The organism is Pseudomonas urethralis (assembly GCF_021602465.1).
GTDB classification, from domain to species: Bacteria; Pseudomonadota; Gammaproteobacteria; order Pseudomonadales; family Pseudomonadaceae; genus Aquipseudomonas; species Aquipseudomonas vlassakiae.
Genome location: NZ_BQIJ01000007.1, coordinates 33187 through 49238, shown reverse-complemented (window position 1 = coordinate 49238; position 16052 = coordinate 33187). Strand labels below are relative to the sequence as shown.

General features: G+C 64.6%; 13 protein-coding genes and 4 tRNA genes. 15 read left to right on the top strand and 2 right to left on the bottom strand.

The window, feature by feature from the left end; all coding sequences use genetic code 11:
- The first annotated feature begins 46 nt into the window (after positions 1-46).
- From L6D64_RS13355 to L6D64_RS13285, 15 genes are all read left to right on the top strand, one after another.
- Positions 47-2740: a motility hub landmark protein FimV gene (locus tag L6D64_RS13355; protein WP_176510189.1), complete on the top strand. Its 2694-nt coding sequence runs from the start codon at positions 47-49 to the stop codon at positions 2738-2740.
- A 137-nt stretch (positions 2741-2877) separates the two neighbouring features.
- Entirely contained in the window at positions 2878-3732 is an 855-nt protein-coding gene (gene truA / locus L6D64_RS13350; protein ID WP_176510188.1) for a tRNA pseudouridine(38-40) synthase TruA, read from the top strand.
- 60 nt (positions 3733-3792) lie between these two features.
- A complete protein-coding gene (locus L6D64_RS13345) occupies positions 3793-4413 on the top strand; it encodes a phosphoribosylanthranilate isomerase (protein WP_176510187.1) in 621 nt (206 codons plus the stop codon).
- Between the two features lie 222 nt (positions 4414-4635).
- A complete protein-coding gene (gene accD, locus L6D64_RS13340; protein ID WP_054885750.1) occupies positions 4636-5529 on the top strand; it encodes an acetyl-CoA carboxylase, carboxyltransferase subunit beta in 894 nt (297 codons plus the stop codon).
- On the top strand, positions 5529-6815 hold the full coding sequence (gene folC, locus L6D64_RS13335) for a bifunctional tetrahydrofolate synthase/dihydrofolate synthase (RefSeq protein WP_176510186.1): 1287 nt from the start codon (positions 5529-5531) through the stop codon (positions 6813-6815). Before accD ends, folC begins: the two co-directional genes overlap by 1 nt.
- Positions 6816-6819: 4 nt before the next feature.
- Positions 6820-7497 (top strand): SPOR domain-containing protein, encoded by a 678-nt coding sequence (locus L6D64_RS13330; protein WP_176510185.1) that lies wholly within the window; start codon positions 6820-6822, stop codon positions 7495-7497.
- Positions 7498-7627: 130 nt separating this feature from the next.
- Positions 7628-8185 (top strand): CvpA family protein, encoded by a 558-nt coding sequence (locus L6D64_RS13325; protein ID WP_054885753.1) that lies wholly within the window; start codon positions 7628-7630, stop codon positions 8183-8185.
- Positions 8186-8227: 42 nt separating this feature from the next.
- Positions 8228-9733, top strand: coding sequence for an amidophosphoribosyltransferase (gene purF, locus L6D64_RS13320; RefSeq protein WP_176510184.1), 1506 nt, complete (start codon positions 8228-8230; stop codon positions 9731-9733).
- Positions 9734-9748: 15 nt separating this feature from the next.
- A complete protein-coding gene (locus L6D64_RS13315) occupies positions 9749-10960 on the top strand; it encodes an O-succinylhomoserine sulfhydrylase (RefSeq protein ID WP_176510183.1) in 1212 nt (403 codons plus the stop codon).
- The gene (locus L6D64_RS13310) at positions 10960-11730 is read left to right on the top strand and encodes an SDR family oxidoreductase (RefSeq protein ID WP_165837365.1); all 771 of its coding nucleotides are present in this window, start codon (positions 10960-10962) and stop codon (positions 11728-11730) included. The genes L6D64_RS13315 and L6D64_RS13310 overlap by 1 nt, the downstream gene beginning before the upstream one ends.
- A 148-nt stretch (positions 11731-11878) precedes the next feature.
- Positions 11879-11954: transfer RNA gene (locus tag L6D64_RS13305), tRNA-Val, on the top strand.
- Between the two features lie 67 nt (positions 11955-12021).
- Positions 12022-12098 (top strand) — tRNA-Asp (locus L6D64_RS13300).
- Positions 12099-12197: 99 nt separating this feature from the next.
- Positions 12198-12274: transfer RNA gene (locus tag L6D64_RS13295), tRNA-Asp, on the top strand.
- Between the two features lie 140 nt (positions 12275-12414).
- Positions 12415-12491 (top strand) — tRNA-Asp (locus tag L6D64_RS13290).
- Between the two features lie 189 nt (positions 12492-12680).
- On the top strand, positions 12681-13505 hold the full coding sequence (locus L6D64_RS13285) for a DUF2242 domain-containing protein (protein ID WP_054885757.1): 825 nt from the start codon (positions 12681-12683) through the stop codon (positions 13503-13505).
- A 224-nt stretch (positions 13506-13729) separates the two neighbouring features.
- On the opposite strand, the gene L6D64_RS13280 is transcribed toward L6D64_RS13285, so the two are convergent.
- Positions 13730-14770, bottom strand: a complete 1041-nt coding sequence (locus tag L6D64_RS13280; RefSeq protein ID WP_176510182.1) for an AraC family transcriptional regulator — start codon at positions 14768-14770, stop codon at positions 13730-13732.
- A gap of 4 nt (positions 14771-14774) precedes the next feature.
- The gene (locus tag L6D64_RS13275; protein WP_176510181.1) at positions 14775-15893 is read right to left on the bottom strand and encodes a nitrilase-related carbon-nitrogen hydrolase; all 1119 of its coding nucleotides are present in this window, start codon (positions 15891-15893) and stop codon (positions 14775-14777) included.
- Between the last annotated feature and the right edge of the window lie 159 nt (positions 15894-16052).

Below are 16052 nucleotides of genomic sequence, written 5' to 3'. Positions count from 1 at the left end.
ACGCCGCACGCAGGTTTTTGGGACGATTCATACAAGGGAAGAGGTCATGCTTCGAATTCGCAAACTGGTTCTGGCCATGGCGGCAGCTTCGGCGCTGACGTCTGGCATGGCGAATGCCCTGGGGTTGGGTGAACTGACATTGAAGTCGGCACAGAACCAGCCCCTGGACGCCGAGATCGAACTGCTCGATGTGCGCGACCTCACCGCAGCCGAAGTGGCGCCGAGCCTGGCGCCACCGGAAGAGTTCAGCAAGGCCGGTGTGGAGCTTCCAGGCTACCTCGAAGACCTGACCTTCACCCCGGTGATCAACCCCAACGGCAAGAGCGTGCTGCGGGTCACTTCCAGCCAGCCGTTGCCTGGCCCGGTGGTCAAGTTCCTGGTCCAGGTAATGTGGCCGCAGGGCCGCCTGCTGCGTGACTACAGCGTGTTGCTCGACCAGGCCAAGGCCCAGGGCCAGCAGCCTGCAGCCGGCAATGTCAATCCGGCCACCAGCAGCGCAGGCAGCTACACCACCAAACGCCGCGACACCCTGTGGCAGATCGCTGCCCGCAATACCCAGGGCGGTGGCTCGGTGCAGCAGACCATGATCGCCATCCAGGCACTCAACCCGGATGCCTTTATCGGCAATAACATCAACCAGCTGAAGGTGGGCCAGGTCCTGCGCCTGCCCGATCAGCAGCAGGTCCAGAGCATTCCTCAGGGCGAAGCCAATCGTGAAGTGGCCGAGCAGTATGCCGCCTGGCGTGAAGGCCGGCGCCTGGGGCCGCGTGCACGGCAGCTGGATGCCACCCGCCGCGGTGCCGCCGATGCCGCGCCCGAGCGTATCGCCCAGGGCGACAACCTGCGCCTGGTCAGCCCCGGCACGCAGGCTGGCGGCAACAGTGCCAAGGCCATCAGCGACAAGCTGGCGGTGGCCCAGGAAAGCCTGGATACCAGCCGTCGTGACAACGAAGAATTGAAGAGCCGGGTGAGTGACCTGCAGAGCCAGATGGACAAGCTGCAGAAGCTGATTCAGCTGAAGAATGACCAGTTGGCGCGCCTCGAAGCCCAGGGGGCGGCCGCTGAAGCACCGCCTGCGGGCGCCTTGCCGGGTGAGCCGGCCCCTGCGCAGCCACCGGCGGCAGGTTTGGCCCCGGCCGAACCGGTGGTCGCGCCAGCGCCGGCAGCAGTCGATACGGCCCCGGCTGCAGCTCCCGCCGACGAGGTTGCGCCTGCGCAGCCAGGTGCCATCGACGAGATGCTGGCCAATCCTGTGGTGCTGGGCCTGATCGCCGGCTCCGCGTTCCTCGTGCTGTTGCTCCTGCTGTTGCTGCTGGCGCGCAAGCGCAAGGCGCAGCAAGAGGCGGAAAAACACCTGCGCATGGCCCGCGCGCTGGCCGAGGAAGGCGAGCGCAGCCCGGACCTCGACCTGCCACCGAGCAGCTTCGATGGGCTGGAAGTGTCCGCGCCGAGCGTCACCCTGTCGCCTGCCGTGGTGGCGGCTTCTGCTGCCGCTGCCGTGGCTGCGGAAAAACCGGCCGCCCCCGCACCTGCGGCTGCGGTTGCCGAGCCCGAGCCGGTACAGGACCCGAATGCCGAATTGCTGGCTGAGGTGGATCTGAGCCTTTCGCGTGGTCGCCTGAACCACGCGGCCGACCTGCTGGAGGCAGCAGTGGCGGCGCAGCCGGAGAATGACACCCTGCGCCTCAAGCTGATGGACGTTTACGCTCGTCAGGGCGACCACAGCGCTTTCGTCGAGCAGGAGCGCAAGCTGCCTGGCAGCGAATCGAACACGGCGCAGGTCAACAGCCTCAAGGAGCGCTACCCGGCCATGCTGGGGGTCGCTGCCGCCGCTGGCGTGGGGGCTGCGGCACTGGCCGCGGAAATGGACGAGCAGTATGTCCAGGAGTTGCTGCAGGAACAGCCGCAAGCGCCAGCTGCAGCGCAACCTGAGTCGCAGGCGGTGGTCGAGCCGGAGCCGGCAACTGAGCCTGATCTGGAAGCAGCCGCCGAGGCTTTCACCGAGACCTCGGTGCTCGATGATAACGACCTGGACAGCGCCTTCGACCTGAGCCTCGGGGATGATCTGCCGTTGGATGATCAGCTTGAGCCGCCGACGCTGGATGAGGCGTCACTGGCTGAAGCGCAGGGGCCCGCTGAACCGGCTGCCGTGGCGCCGGAAACCGATGCCGATGCCGATTTCGAAGCCTTGCTGGCCCAAGCCCAGGCCGAGCCGCAGAGCGTCGACGACCTGGCCGATTTCGACCTGTCCGATTTCGATCTCGACAGTGGCGAGGCGGCTGCCCCGGCTGCGGCGGAAGAAGAACCGGTGGATGTCGCCGCCGAACTGGCAGCCTTCGACACGCTCCCGGAATTCGAGCCGATTTCCGAGCTGGAACTGCCGGAAGACTTCGATCTGTCGTTGTCACTGGAGGACGACTCGCCGGCGGCCAAGAGTTTTGCCTCGGAGCTGAACGACGTCAACGCCGAGCTGGACAAGCTGTCGCAGAGCCTGGAGTCGCCATCCCTGGAGCCACACTTCACCGCCGAGGACGCCGCAGCCGAACCCGAGCCGCTGGATGACCTGGACTTCGACTTCTTCTCCGGTGCCGACGAAGTCGCGACCAAGCTTGACCTCGCGCGTGCCTACATCGACATGGGCGACCATCAAGGGGCTCGTGACATCCTCGACGAGGTGGTCAAGGACGGTGATGACGGCCAGCGTCAGGAAGCCGAAGAGATGCTCTCGCGCCTGGTCTGAGTGCGCCTTCCAGGGCCTGTTCGCGGCTGAAGCCGCGAACAGGCCCTGGAAACTCATGCAAAATCAATGGCAGCCCTGCACGGCTGCCATTGTCGTTATAATCCCGCCATTCCGTATCACCCACAGGTTTCACGCTCTTGGACATCATCGACACTGCCGCCTCCGAATCGGCCGCCGAAGGCTTCACCCGCATTGCCCTGGGTGTGGAATACAAAGGCTCGCGCTATCGCGGCTGGCAGCGCCAGGCCAGCGGCGTACCCAGCGTCCAGCAGGCCCTGGAGCAGGCGCTGTCGAAGGTGGCCGATGAGCCGATCAACGTCATCTGCGCCGGGCGCACCGATGCCGGCGTGCACGGCTGCGGGCAGGTCGTGCATTTCGATACCCGCGCCGTACGTGACGAGCGTGCCTGGACCCTGGGCACCAATTTCAACCTGCCCCACGACATCAGCGTGGTCTGGTCGCGGCCGATGCCGGCGGACTTCCATGCGCGCTTCAAGGCTTGCGCCCGGCGCTACCGCTATGTGATCTACAACGACCCGATCCGTCCCGCGCACCTGGCCGAGGAAGTGACCTGGAACCACCGCCCGCTCGACGTCGAGCGCATGGCCCAGGCCGCCCAGTACCTGCTCGGTACCCATGATTTCAGCGCCTTCCGCGCCAGCCAGTGCCAGGCCAAGTCGCCGATCAAGCACATCCACCACCTGCGTGTGACCCGCCATGGCCAGATGATCGTGCTGGACGTGCGTGCCACCGCTTTCCTGCACCACATGGTGCGCAACATCGCCGGCGTGCTGATGACCATCGGTACAGGTGAGCGTCCGGTCGAGTGGGCCCGTGAAGTGCTGGAGGGGCGCAACCGCCGTGAAGGCGGGGTGACCGCGCACCCTTATGGCCTGTACCTGGTGCAAGTGGAGTACCCGGCAGAATTCCAGCTGCCTCAGCGTTACATCGGCCCACACTTTTTGACCGGTTACGAGGCGCTGGCCGACTGACGCGTCAGCAGTCATTTGCTACCATCGGGCCTTTCACCACTCACTCAAGGTTTGCTGTCCATGAGCAACGTTCGCAGCAAGATTTGCGGGATTACCCGCATCGAAGACGCGCTGGCCGCCGCCGAAGCGGGCGCCGATGCCATCGGCTTCGTCTTCTATGCCAGGAGCCCGCGTGCCGTGGACGTGCGCCAGGCACGGTCGATCATTGCCGAGCTGCCGCCGTTCGTGACCACGGTCGGGCTGTTCGTCAACGCCTCGCGTTGTGAGCTGAACGAGATCCTCGAGGTGGTGCCCCTGGACCTGCTACAGTTCCACGGCGATGAGACCCCGGCTGATTGCGAGGGCTATCATCGCCCCTGGATCAAGGCGCTGCGGGTGCGCCCGGGCGATGACCTGGAGGCCGCCTGCCAGCACTATGCCGGCGCCCGCGGCATTCTCCTCGACACTTACGTGGCCGGTGTACCGGGCGGTACCGGCGAGGCCTTCGACTGGTCGCTGGTCCCGGCGCGGCTGAGCAAGCCGATCATCCTCGCGGGCGGGCTGTCGGCCGACAACGTCGGCCAGGCAATCGCCCAGGTGCGGCCGTATGCGGTGGATGTCAGTGGCGGTGTGGAGCAGGCCAAGGGCATCAAGGATGCAGCGAAGATCGAAGCCTTCATGCGTGCGGTGAAACAGGCGTGACGGCAGATGTGACGGCTGGCGGCGCGCCATCGTCCATAGGTTTCGCAGCCCTGCGGGGCGGCCAGCGGCAAGCCGCGTGGCCAAACGACAGATTGAAGACGGCGCGGTGCGCAGGCAGCCCCTGTGGCCGGGTCGTCATCGTTTCATAGAAGAATTTGAGCTCAAGGGCAGGGCATGGCCGGCCAGTCCGGTCCCCGTCCGCCAATACTGGAGAAATAAAGCATGAGCAACTGGTTAGTCGACAAACTGATCCCTTCGATCATGCGTTCCGAGGTGAAGAAGAGCTCGGTGCCGGAAGGCCTGTGGCACAAGTGCCCGGCCTGCGAGGCCGTGCTGTATCGTCCGGAGCTGGAAAAGACCCTGGATGTCTGCCCCAAGTGCAACCACCACATGCGCATCGGCGCACGTGCCCGCATCGACATCTTCCTCGACCCGGAAGGCCGCGCCGAACTCGGTGCCGAGCTGGAGCCGGTCGACCGCCTGAAGTTCCGTGACGGCAAGAAGTACAAGGACCGCCTGGCCGGTGCGCAAAAGCAGACCGGCGAAAAAGACGCCCTGATCTCCATGAGCGGCACCCTGATGGGCATGCCGATCGTGGTCAGCGCCTTCGAGTTCTCGTTCATGGGGGGCTCCATGGGTGCCATCGTCGGTGAGCGTTTCGTGCGTGCCGCCAACTACGCCCTGGAAAACCGCTGCCCGATGGTCTGCTTCTCCGCCTCCGGCGGTGCGCGCATGCAGGAAGCGCTGATCTCGCTGATGCAGATGGCCAAGACGTCGGCCGTGCTGGCACGCCTGCGCGAAGAAGGCATCCCGTTCATCTCGGTGCTGACCGACCCCGTCTACGGCGGCGTTTCCGCCAGTCTGGCAATGCTTGGCGACGTCATCGTCGGTGAGCCGAAGGCCCTGATCGGCTTCGCCGGCCCACGCGTGATCGAGCAGACCGTGCGCGAAAAACTCCCGGAAGGCTTCCAGCGCAGCGAGTTCCTGCTGGAGCATGGCGCCATCGACCTGATCATCTCCCGTGGCGAACTACGCCCGCGTCTGGCTCGCCTGCTGGCACAAATGACCGGCCAGCAGACCCCGGAACAGGCCCGTGAGGTCGCTGCGGTCGCGTGATGAAACAACGATCCCTGGGCGAGTGGCTCGCCTACCTCGAGCAATTGCACCCCTCGGCCATCGACATGGGCCTGGAGCGGTCGCAGAAGGTGCTTGCCCGGCTGGCGCTGGGCAAACTGGCGCCACGGGTAGTCACCGTGACCGGCACCAACGGCAAGGGCTCGACCTGCGCCTTCGTGGCCTCGCTGCTGCGGGCCCAGGGGCTGAAGGTGGGGGTGTACAGTTCGCCCCACCTGTTGCGCTACAACGAACGGGTGCTGATCGATGGCCAGCAAGCCAGCGATGAGCGCCTGTGCGAGGCCTTCGCCGCCGTCGAGGCGGCGCGGGGCGAGATTTCCCTGACCTACTTCGAGATGGGCACGCTGGCGGCGTTCTGGTTGTTCTACCAGTCGCAGCTGGATGCCGTGGTGCTCGAAGTGGGGCTCGGTGGCCGCCTGGACACCGTGAACGTGGTGGATGCCGACCTGGCGCTGGTCACCAGCATTGGCGTCGACCATGTCGAATACCTTGGCGATACCCGCGAGCAGGTGGCCTTCGAGAAGGCTGGCATCTTCCGCCAGGGCAGGCCGGCGCTGTGCGGTGACCTCGACCCGCCGCAGCCGTTGCTGGACAAGGCCGCCGAACTGGCGGCGCCGCTGTTCCTGCGCGGCCGTGATTTCGATCTGGCAAGCAGCGACGGTGGCTGGGACTGGCGCGGCGTCACTGCAGATGGCAAGCCGGTAGCGTTGCATGGCCTGCCGCTGCTCGACCTGCCCATGGAAAACGCGACCCTGGCCCTGCAGGCCTACCTGCTGATGGGGCTGCCGTGGGAGGCCGGGCAGATCCGTCAGGCCTTGCTCGACACCCGCATCACCGGCCGTCTCGACCGTCGCCAGTTGACCTGGCAGGGTAGGCGCGTGGAGCTGTTGCTGGATGTCGGGCACAACCCGCACGCCGCCGAATATCTGGCCCGCCGCCTGGCTGCGCGTCCATTGAAGGGGCGGCGCCTGGCAGTGTTCGGCCTGCTCGCCGACAAGGACCTGCACGGCGTCATCGCGCCGTTGCACGGCCTGGTCGATGAGTGGGCGGTGGCGCCGCTGCATACCCCGCGCAGCCGTCCGGCTGGCGAATTGGCCGCTGCCTTGACGAACCACGGCGCCGCGGTGAAGTCTTACCCCAGCGTCGACGCAGCCCTTGAAGGGCAATGCGCGCAGGCGACGGCGGATGATCAGATTCTGCTGTTCGGTTCGTTTTTCTGTGTCGCCGAGGCCCTGGAATGGCTGGAGCGGCAGGCCCTGGAGGGGTGACTAGATGGCAGTGCTGGACAAAGGGATGAAGCAGCGCATGGTGGGTGCGTTGGTGCTGGTGGCGCTGGCGGTGATTTTCCTGCCAATGCTGTTCACCCGCCAGGACGAGATGCGCCAGGTACATGTCGACGCCCCGCAGGCGCCGGCCATGCCGACCCTGCCGGAGGTCAAGGTTGAGCCGGTGACGGTGCCGGAGCCGCAGCCGCTGCCTGAACAGCCTGAACAGCCCGAGCAACCGCCAGTGGTGGTCAGCGAGTCGACGGCGCCGGTGAAGGCGCCAAGCCAGCCGATCACGCCGTCGCCGCAGACCCAGGTGCAAGCCCAGCCCAAACCGCAGGCGGCAGTGCAAGCGCCAGCACCCGCTGCCAAGCCGGCCGCGCCAGTGGCCACTGCCCCCGCGCCTGCACCTGCACCTGCACCGTCGAAGATCGATGCCAATGGCCTGCCGGTAAGCTGGTCGATCCAGCTGGCCAGCCTGTCCAGCCGGGCCGGCGCCGAGAACCTGCAGAAGACCCTGCGCAGCCAGGGCTACAACGCCTACATCCGTTCGGCCGGTGGCATGAACCGGGTGTATGTCGGGCCCTTGATCGAGCGTGCCGAGGCAGACAAGCTCAAAGACGTGATCAACCGCCAGCAGAAGCTCAATGGCTTCGTGACGCGCTTCCAGCCTGAAAAGGGCTGAAACCGCGGCGCTCCCGCAGAGGATCGGCGCAGGCCGGAAAACCTGACCCGCCGATCCACCTGACATTCCGCTTACTCCCAGCCTTTTGCTCTGGTAAAATGCGCCGCCTCAAACGTCTGCAGGCAGCACCGTGGCCTTTACCCTGGTTGATTGGGCGATCATCGCGATCATCGCCGTCTCCACACTGATCAGTCTCAAGCGCGGCTTCGTCAAGGAGGCCTTGTCCCTGCTCATCTGGATCGTCGCAGGGGCGGTCGCCTGGATGTTCGGTGGTTCGCTTTCGGTGTACCTTGAGAGCTATATCCAGACGCCGTCGATGCGCACCATCGCCGGCTGCGCCATTCTTTTCGTCGCCACCCTGCTGGTGGGCGCCATGCTCAACTTCCTGATCGGCGAGCTGATCCGCGTGACCGGGCTGTCCGGCACCGATCGCTTCCTCGGCATGGCCTTTGGTGCCGCGCGCGGGGGCTTGCTGGTGGTGGTAGCGGTCGGCCTGCTCAGCCTGGGGCCGGTGCAGCAAGACAGCTGGTGGCAGGAATCTCGCCTGATACCACAGTTTCTATTGGTCGCTGACTGGTCGAAAAACCTGATCCTGGGTTTCACCCATCAGTGGTCTTCAAGTGGGGTGATCAGCGCTCCGGCTGATCTTCCATTCAAGGAGCAGTTGCTCGGGCCGGCAAAGCCCTGAGTGCTGTTCGTTCAAGTTTTATCAAAGTAGGGGTTGCGTCGCATGTGTGGCATCGTCGGTATCGTCGGTAAGTCGAACGTCAATCAGGCGCTGTATGACGCGCTTACGGTCCTCCAGCACCGCGGCCAGGACGCTGCCGGTATCGTGACCAGCCACGACGGCCGGTTGTTCCTGCGCAAGGACAATGGCCTGGTGCGCGATGTCTTCCAGCAGCGCCACATGCAGCGCCTGGTCGGCCACATCGGCATCGGCCATGTGCGCTACCCGACTGCGGGCAGCTCGACGTCGGCCGAGGCCCAGCCGTTCTACGTCAACTCGCCGTATGGCATCACCCTGGCGCACAACGGCAACCTGACCAACGTCGAGCAGCTGGCCAAGGAGATCTACGAGTCCGACCTGCGCCACGTCAACACCAATTCCGACTCGGAAGTGCTGCTGAACGTGTTCGCCCATGAGCTGGCCGTGCGTGGCAAGCTGCAGCCGACCGAAGAAGACGTGTTCGCCGCGGTTTCCCACGTGCACAGCCGTTGCGTCGGCGGCTACGCGGTCGTTGCGATGATCACAGGCTACGGTGTCGTGGGTTTCCGTGACCCGAACGGCATCCGCCCGGTGGTGTTCGGCCAGCGCCACACCGACGAAGGCGTGGAATACATGATCGCCTCGGAAAGCGTCGCCCTCGACGTGCTCGGCTTCACCCTGATCCGCGACCTGGCGCCGGGCGAAGCGGTGTACATCACCGAGGAAGGCCAACTGTTCACCAAACAGTGCGCCGATGCACCGAAGCTGCAGCCGTGCATCTTCGAGCACGTCTACCTGGCCCGCCCGGACTCGATCATCGACGGTATCTCGGTGTACAAGGCCCGTCTGCGCATGGGTGAAAAGCTCGCCGACAAGATCATGCGCGAGCGCCCGGAGCACGATATCGACGTGGTCATCCCGATCCCGGACACCAGCCGTACTGCCGCGCTGGAGCTGGCCAACCGTCTGGGCGTGAAGTTCCGCGAAGGCTTCGTCAAGAATCGCTACATCGGCCGTACCTTCATCATGCCTGGCCAGGCCGCACGCAAGAAGTCGGTACGCCAGAAGCTCAACGCCATCGAGCTCGAGTTCCGCGGCAAGAACGTGATGCTGGTGGACGACTCGATCGTCCGCGGCACCACGTGCAAGCAGATCATCCAGATGGCCCGCGAAGCCGGCGCCAAGAATGTCTACTTCTGCTCCGCAGCCCCTGCGGTGCGCTACCCCAACGTCTACGGCATCGACATGCCGAGTGTGCACGAACTGATCGCCCACAACCGTACCACCGAACAGGTGGCCGAGTTGATCGGCGCCGACTGGCTGGTCTACCAGGACCTGCCGGACCTGATCGACTCGGTCGGTGGCGGCAAGATCAAGATCGATCACTTCGATTGCGCGGTGTTCAACGGTGAATACGTCACCGGTGACATCGACGAAGCCTACCTTGACCGCATCGAGCAGGCCCGTAACGACCTGGCCAAGGTCAAGAACCAGGCGGTCAGCGCGATCATCGACCTCTACAACAACTGATTTGGGAGCGACGGCATGACGGATCAATGGGATGCCGGGCGACTGGACAGTGACCTCGAGGGTGTCGGTTTCGACACCCTGGCGGTGCGCGCCGGTCAAAGCCGTACACCGGAGGCCGAGCACAGCGAAGCGCTGTTCCTGACCTCCAGCTATGTGTTCCGCACGGCGGCCGATGCCGCTGCGCGTTTTGCCGGCGAAACGCCGGGCAACGTCTACTCGCGCTACACCAACCCGTCCGTGCGTGCCTTCGAAGAGCGCCTGGCGGCCATGGAAGGCGCCGAGCAGGCCGTGGGCACCTCCACCGGCATGGCGGCGATCCTCGCCGTGGTCATGTCGCTGTGCAGTGCCGGCGACCACGTGCTGGTCTCGCAGAGCGTGTTCGGCTCGACCATCAGCCTGTTCGAGAAGTACTTCAAGCGCTTCGGTGTGCAGGTGGACTACGTGCCCCTGGTCGACCTCACGGGCTGGGAAAAGGCCATCAAGGCCAACACCAAGCTGCTGATCGTCGAGTCCCCGTCCAACCCGCTGGCCGAGCTGGTCGACATCAGGGCACTGGCCGAAATCGCCCACGCCCGTGGCGCCATGCTGGTGGTGGACAACTGCTTCAGCACCCCGGCCTTGCAGCAGCCGCTCAAGCTGGGTGCCGACATCGTGTTCCACTCGGCCACCAAGTTCATCGACGGCCAGGGCCGTTGCATGGGCGGTGTGGTCGCCGGCCGTGCCGAGCAGATGAAAGAAGTGGTGGGCTTCCTGCGCACTGCTGGGCCGACCCTCAGCCCGTTCAACGCCTGGATCTTCACCAAGGGCCTGGAAACCCTCAAGCTGCGCATGCGTGCGCACTGCGAGAGCGCCCAGGTCCTGGCCGAATGGCTGGAACAACAGGAGGGCGTGGAGAAGGTGCATTACGCCGGCCTGCCAAGCCACCCGCAGCATGAGCTGGCCAAGCGCCAGATGAGCGGCTTCGGTGCGGTGGTCAGCTTCGAAGTCAAGGGCGGCAAAGAAGGTGCCTGGCGCTTCATCGACGCTACCCGGGTGATTTCGATCACTACCAACCTGGGTGACAGCAAGACCACCATCGCCCACCCGGCTACCACCTCCCACGGCCGCCTGACGCCGCAGGAGCGAGAAGCGGCGGGCATCCGCGACAGCCTGATCCGGGTTGCCGTGGGCCTGGAAGACGTGGCTGACCTGCAGGCGGACCTCGCCCGTGGGCTGGCGGCTCTCTGATGGAAATCCGCGGCGGTGTACCGGGCCATAATGGTCGGGTTGCCCTGGTCACCGGTGCCGCCCGCGGCATTGGCCTGGGTATTGCCGCCTGGCTGATCTGCGAAGGTTGGCAAGTGGTGCTCAGCGACCTCGACCGTCAGCGCGGTGCCAAGGTGGCCAAGGCCCTGGGCGAAAACGCCTGGTTCATCACCATGGACGTGGCCGACGAGGCCCAGGTCAGCGCGGGGGTGTCCGAGGTGCTCGGGCAGTTCGGGCGGCTGGATGCGCTGGTGTGCAACGCGGCCATTGCCAACCCGCACAACCAGACCCTCGAAAGCTTGAGCCTGGCGCAATGGAACCGGGTACTGGCGGTCAACCTCAATGGGCCGATGTTGCTGGCCAAGCATTGTGCGCCGTACCTGCGCGCGCACAACGGTGCGATCGTCAACCTGACCTCGACGCGTGCCCGGCAGTCCGAACCGGACACCGAGGCCTACGCGGCGAGCAAGGGTGGCCTGGTGGCCTTGACCCATGCGTTGGCCATGAGCCTGGGCCCGGAGATCCGGGTCAACGCGGTGAGCCCGGGCTGGATCGATGCCCGTGACCCGTCCCAGCGCCGTGCCGAACCCTTGACCGAGGCCGACCATGCCCAGCATCCGACGGGCAGGGTGGGTACGGTGGAGGATGTGGCCGCCATGGTCGCCTGGCTGCTGTCGCGCCAGGCCGGGTTCGTCACCGGCCAGGAGTTCGTGGTCGACGGCGGCATGACCCGCAAGATGATCTACACCTGAGCAGGCAGCGGTAAGCGAAGGGGACCGAAAGGTCCCTTTTGCGTTTTTGCCTTTTTTGAAAAAAATTCAACGGGGCTATTGACTTAGCATCGGCACCTGCGTAAATTTCGCGGCCTCAGCGAAGCAAACGCAACAAGCAACATCGCGAGGGTGATTAGCTCAGCCGGGAGAGCATCTGCCTTACAAGCAGAGGGTCGGCGGTTCGATCCCGTCATCACCCACCACTTCCTGAGACTGTTTCTAGTGCTGGACGCTTCCGATGAAGCCGATAGCCGGAGAGAAACGCACTGCGCAGCGGTAGTTCAGTCGGTTAGAATACCGGCCTGTCACGCCGGGGGTCGCGGGTTCGAGTCCCGTCCGCTGCGCCATTTTTCAGTAACAGATGGGTGCCTGGCACCGGTCTGGAGTCGAAGGCGAAATGCCTGAGGCTGATCCCAGTTTCAATCAGGCGCAAGCCTGAACGATACGCAGCGGTAGTTCAGTCGGTTAGAATACCGGCCTGTCACGCCGGGGGTCGCGGGTTCGAGTCCCGTCCGCTGCGCCATCTTCGTTTCGAGGTCCCTAGAACACCTTGAAGCAAACACAAATGAAGCGATCATCTGTCGCTTTTTTTGTGCCTGCCCTGAGGCCATCGCGCCGGAAGGGTAGACCCAGGTTTCAATCGGGCGCAAGCCTGAATGATACGCAGCGGTAGTTCAGTCGGTTAGAATACCGGCCTGTCACGCCGGGGGTCGCGGGTTCGAGTCCCGTCCGCTGCGCCATCTTCGCCTCGAGGCCCCTTGAACGCCTTGAAGCCACAAAAAAGCGACCTCAGGGTCGCTTTTTTCGTTTTAACGCCCTTACGGCGAGTAGATTTACACGAACCTGACACACTCTTCACCGATCAACGGTTCCTGTGCTTGCCTGCAGTGATGCACAATAGGCCTCTTTTGACTTACCCGGAATTCGCAATGACCAGATCCTCCGTCTTTGGTGCGCTCGGGCTGGCCCTGGTGCTGGCGGGCGTGACCGGTTGCTCTTCGAAAAAGGCCGCCATCTACGAGCACGAGAACTTCGACGACTCTGGGACTTACTCGCGCAGCTTTCCGGTGACCGATGCCGGTTCCTGCGAAGCCGCTCGCCGTGCGTTGCTCAGCCAGGGGTACATCATCACCAGCAGTGGTGCCAACCAGGTGATGGGGAACAAGAGCTTCCAGCAGAACAGCGAAAACCACCTGCAGATCAGCTTCAACGTGACCTGCGCGCCAGACGTCAACGACGACAAGCGTTCGACCATGTTCGCCAACGCCTTGCAGGACCGTTACAGCCTGAAGAAGTCCAACAGCTCTGCCAGCCTGGGTGTCGGCGTGCTCGGTTCGGTATCCATGCCGATCGGCTCCAGCGATGACTCGATGGTCAAGGTCGCCAGCGAGACGGTGACGGCGGCGCAGTTCTATGACCGCTACTTCGCCCTGGTCGAAAGTTTCCTGCCGAAACCGAAGAAGGTCGCCAAGGCCAAGGTCGAAGCGCCTGCGCCAAAGCCTGAGAAGCCGGCGCCAGACCTGGGTTTGCCGGAACAGGCCTCGGCAGCCCCGGCCGTTGCAGCGCCGGCGCCTGCGCCATTGGTTGAAGCCGCTCCCGCACCTGCGGCGGCTGTACCTGCCAGTGAAGCCGCGGCCAAACCCGTGGTCGATGATAGCCAGGGCTCGCAACCGGTGGCACCGCCAGCAGAGGCCGCACCGATCCAGGTGCAGCAGGATACGCAGCCTGCGCAGGAGGCACCGGCGTCGCTTTAATTCGCTGTTACAGATGCTCGGCGATAACTTCCTGAACACCTGCTATGTTTTCCACTCATAAGCTTGTCATCATTCCTTCACCCGGCCCGTTTAGGTTGAAGGCATGACCAACGAAGACAGATGAGAAGAGGACGCAGGACGATGGATGACTATCAGGAAGAGCTGCTCGAGTTTCAGGCTTACGAACTGGATCCGCCAGAACCGGCAGACGACGCCACGGAGCTTTAACCTGCCCGCCGCTGGCTGCGGCGAAACTCCCCCGGCGTAAGGCCCGTCCAGCGCTTGAATGCGCGTTGGAAGGCCTCCGCCGATGCAAACCCCAACAAATAAGCGATCTCGCCAAAGGCCAACTCCGTATCGCGGATGTAGGCTTCGGCAAGATCGCGTCGCGTGTCGTTGAGCAGGTCACGAAAGCGCGTGCCTTCTTCCGCCAGCTTGCGCCGCAGCGTCCAGGTGGGCAGTTGCAAGCGCAGCGCCACTTCTTCGAGGTCAGGTTCACGGCCGCCATTGAGCAGCGGGCCGAGGAGATGGGTAATGCGCTCGCCCAGGCTGCGCACGCGGGTGCGCTGGAGCATTTCTACCTCACACAATTGCAGCAGGTGGCTGAAGGTGCTCGGGCAATGCTGTGGGTTGGCCTGGTCAAGCGTGCGGCGGCCCAGCCGCAGACGATTGGCGCTGGCGCCGAACTGCAAGGGTGTGCTGCACAGTAGCTGGTATTGCGCAGCGTAGCCAGGCGCGTCGAATTCCACTTCCAGGCGCTCGGCCTGCACGGGGACGTCGCTCAGGGCGGCAAGCTGCGCCAGCCAGCCGCCCAGCAGTGAGTCGACCACAAAGCGGTTGTAGTCGTTGTAGGGGCTGATCGAGTAGAACGTCAGCCACGCGCCGTGCGCGTCTTCGTGATAGCTGCAATGGCCGCGGTAATTGGCCGCGTACAGTGGCTCGAAGCGCAGCAGTGTACGTGCCGCCTCGCCCAGCGTAGGGGCCTGGGCTGCGGTGACACCGGCCAGCCCGGCCTGGGCCAGGCGGCTCAGCCGGCCCATGCGCAGGCCCAGCGCAGGGTCGCCGCATAGCGCGATGGCCGCATGCCCCAGGTGCATGTAGCGAGGAATCGACAGCCGAGCTCCGGCTTCGGCCAGGCGTTCGGCATCGAGCCCGTATTGCTGCAGCAGCGGTGTCGGATCATGGCCTTGTTCGCGCAGGGCCTGGGCCAGGGGCTGGACGAAACCGACCGAAAGGTCGCCCAGGCGCACGCGGGGGCGGCTCATGTGCCTACAGCCACAGGTTCAGCAGGCGTGCGCCGCGGCTGGGAGGCCCTGCCAGCAATTCACCGGCTTGGTGGGCGAAGCCTTGGCCGTCGCTGCCCTGTTCCCAGAATTGCCCACGCATGAACACGCTCATGCTGCTGACGCTGTCACCTGCGGCCTGGGTCAGGCGTTGCCAGGCGGCCTGTTCGCTGACCTCGCCGCGTTGCAGGGGCAGTTCGGCAGCTGCATCCTGATGGCGATTGCCGCGCCAGGGGGTATCCCAACTGTTTTTGCCGCTGAGAAACACCGGGTTGGCGATCAGTTGGGCCTGTTGCTGCTGCAACTGGCGCTGGTTTTCCGGGTACCAGCTGTCGCTGCCGATCAGCACGCCAAGGCGCCCGGCGGGGGTCTGCAACACCTGCAGCGGGAAATGCCGGCCGTGATGGATGTAGCGCCGTGTCTCGCTGTCGGGGTATTGCTGGTGTTGCGGTTGGCCCAGCGGCAAGCCGTCCGCGGCGAACACCAGGCTGCTGTTGAACAGCGGCCCTTGCCCAATGTGCAGCACACCTCGTTCGACATAGGGGGCGGGCAGCACGATCGAGCCTGCCACCAGGGTCACACCGAATTCCTTGGCCAGGCCGCCGAACAGCTGCTGGTAGTCGCTGGCCATCTGGCGGGCCTTCATGCGCAGGTGGGCATCGGCGCGCCGGTCATCGCCATTGGCGCTCAGCATGGCCAGGCCATAGCGCAGCGGGTTGCTCAGCTCCAGCCATTGCTCGGCGTCGCGATTGCGGGTGACCTGGAACAGCTCGTTCTTTTCGCCCCGTGCCCACAGCCAGGTGCCGATGTGTTCCGGCAGCACCACGACCGTGCGGGGGCCAACCAGGCCTTGGGCGCGCGCTTGTTCCAGGTAGGCGGAAAGCTTGCGGTGCAGCCGTTGCAGGCTCTGGTAGTCGCTGGGGAACAGCAACGGCTCGATGCCAAGCAGGTTGCCATGCTCGCCAGGCACACCATGATTGAGCGCCAGCTCGATGCGCAAATCGGAGAGGTAATGGCCTTCCGGGCGCTGTTGGGTCCAGAAACCGTAGCCGCACAGAGCGGTGATCATTACCAGCGCCAGGGCGCCTGCCAGGAGTTTTCGCATCAAGCGGTACAGCGCCTTGGGAATCGAGGGTTCCCTAGGGTAGTCCCGCTGCGCGGGAGGATCAATAAGTTGTCAGTTTCGATCATTGAGCCCGTTCAAACGGCTGTTTAATGTCGCAGGCAGACAAACGACGGGACCCGCCGGCCGGTGAGGCACCCG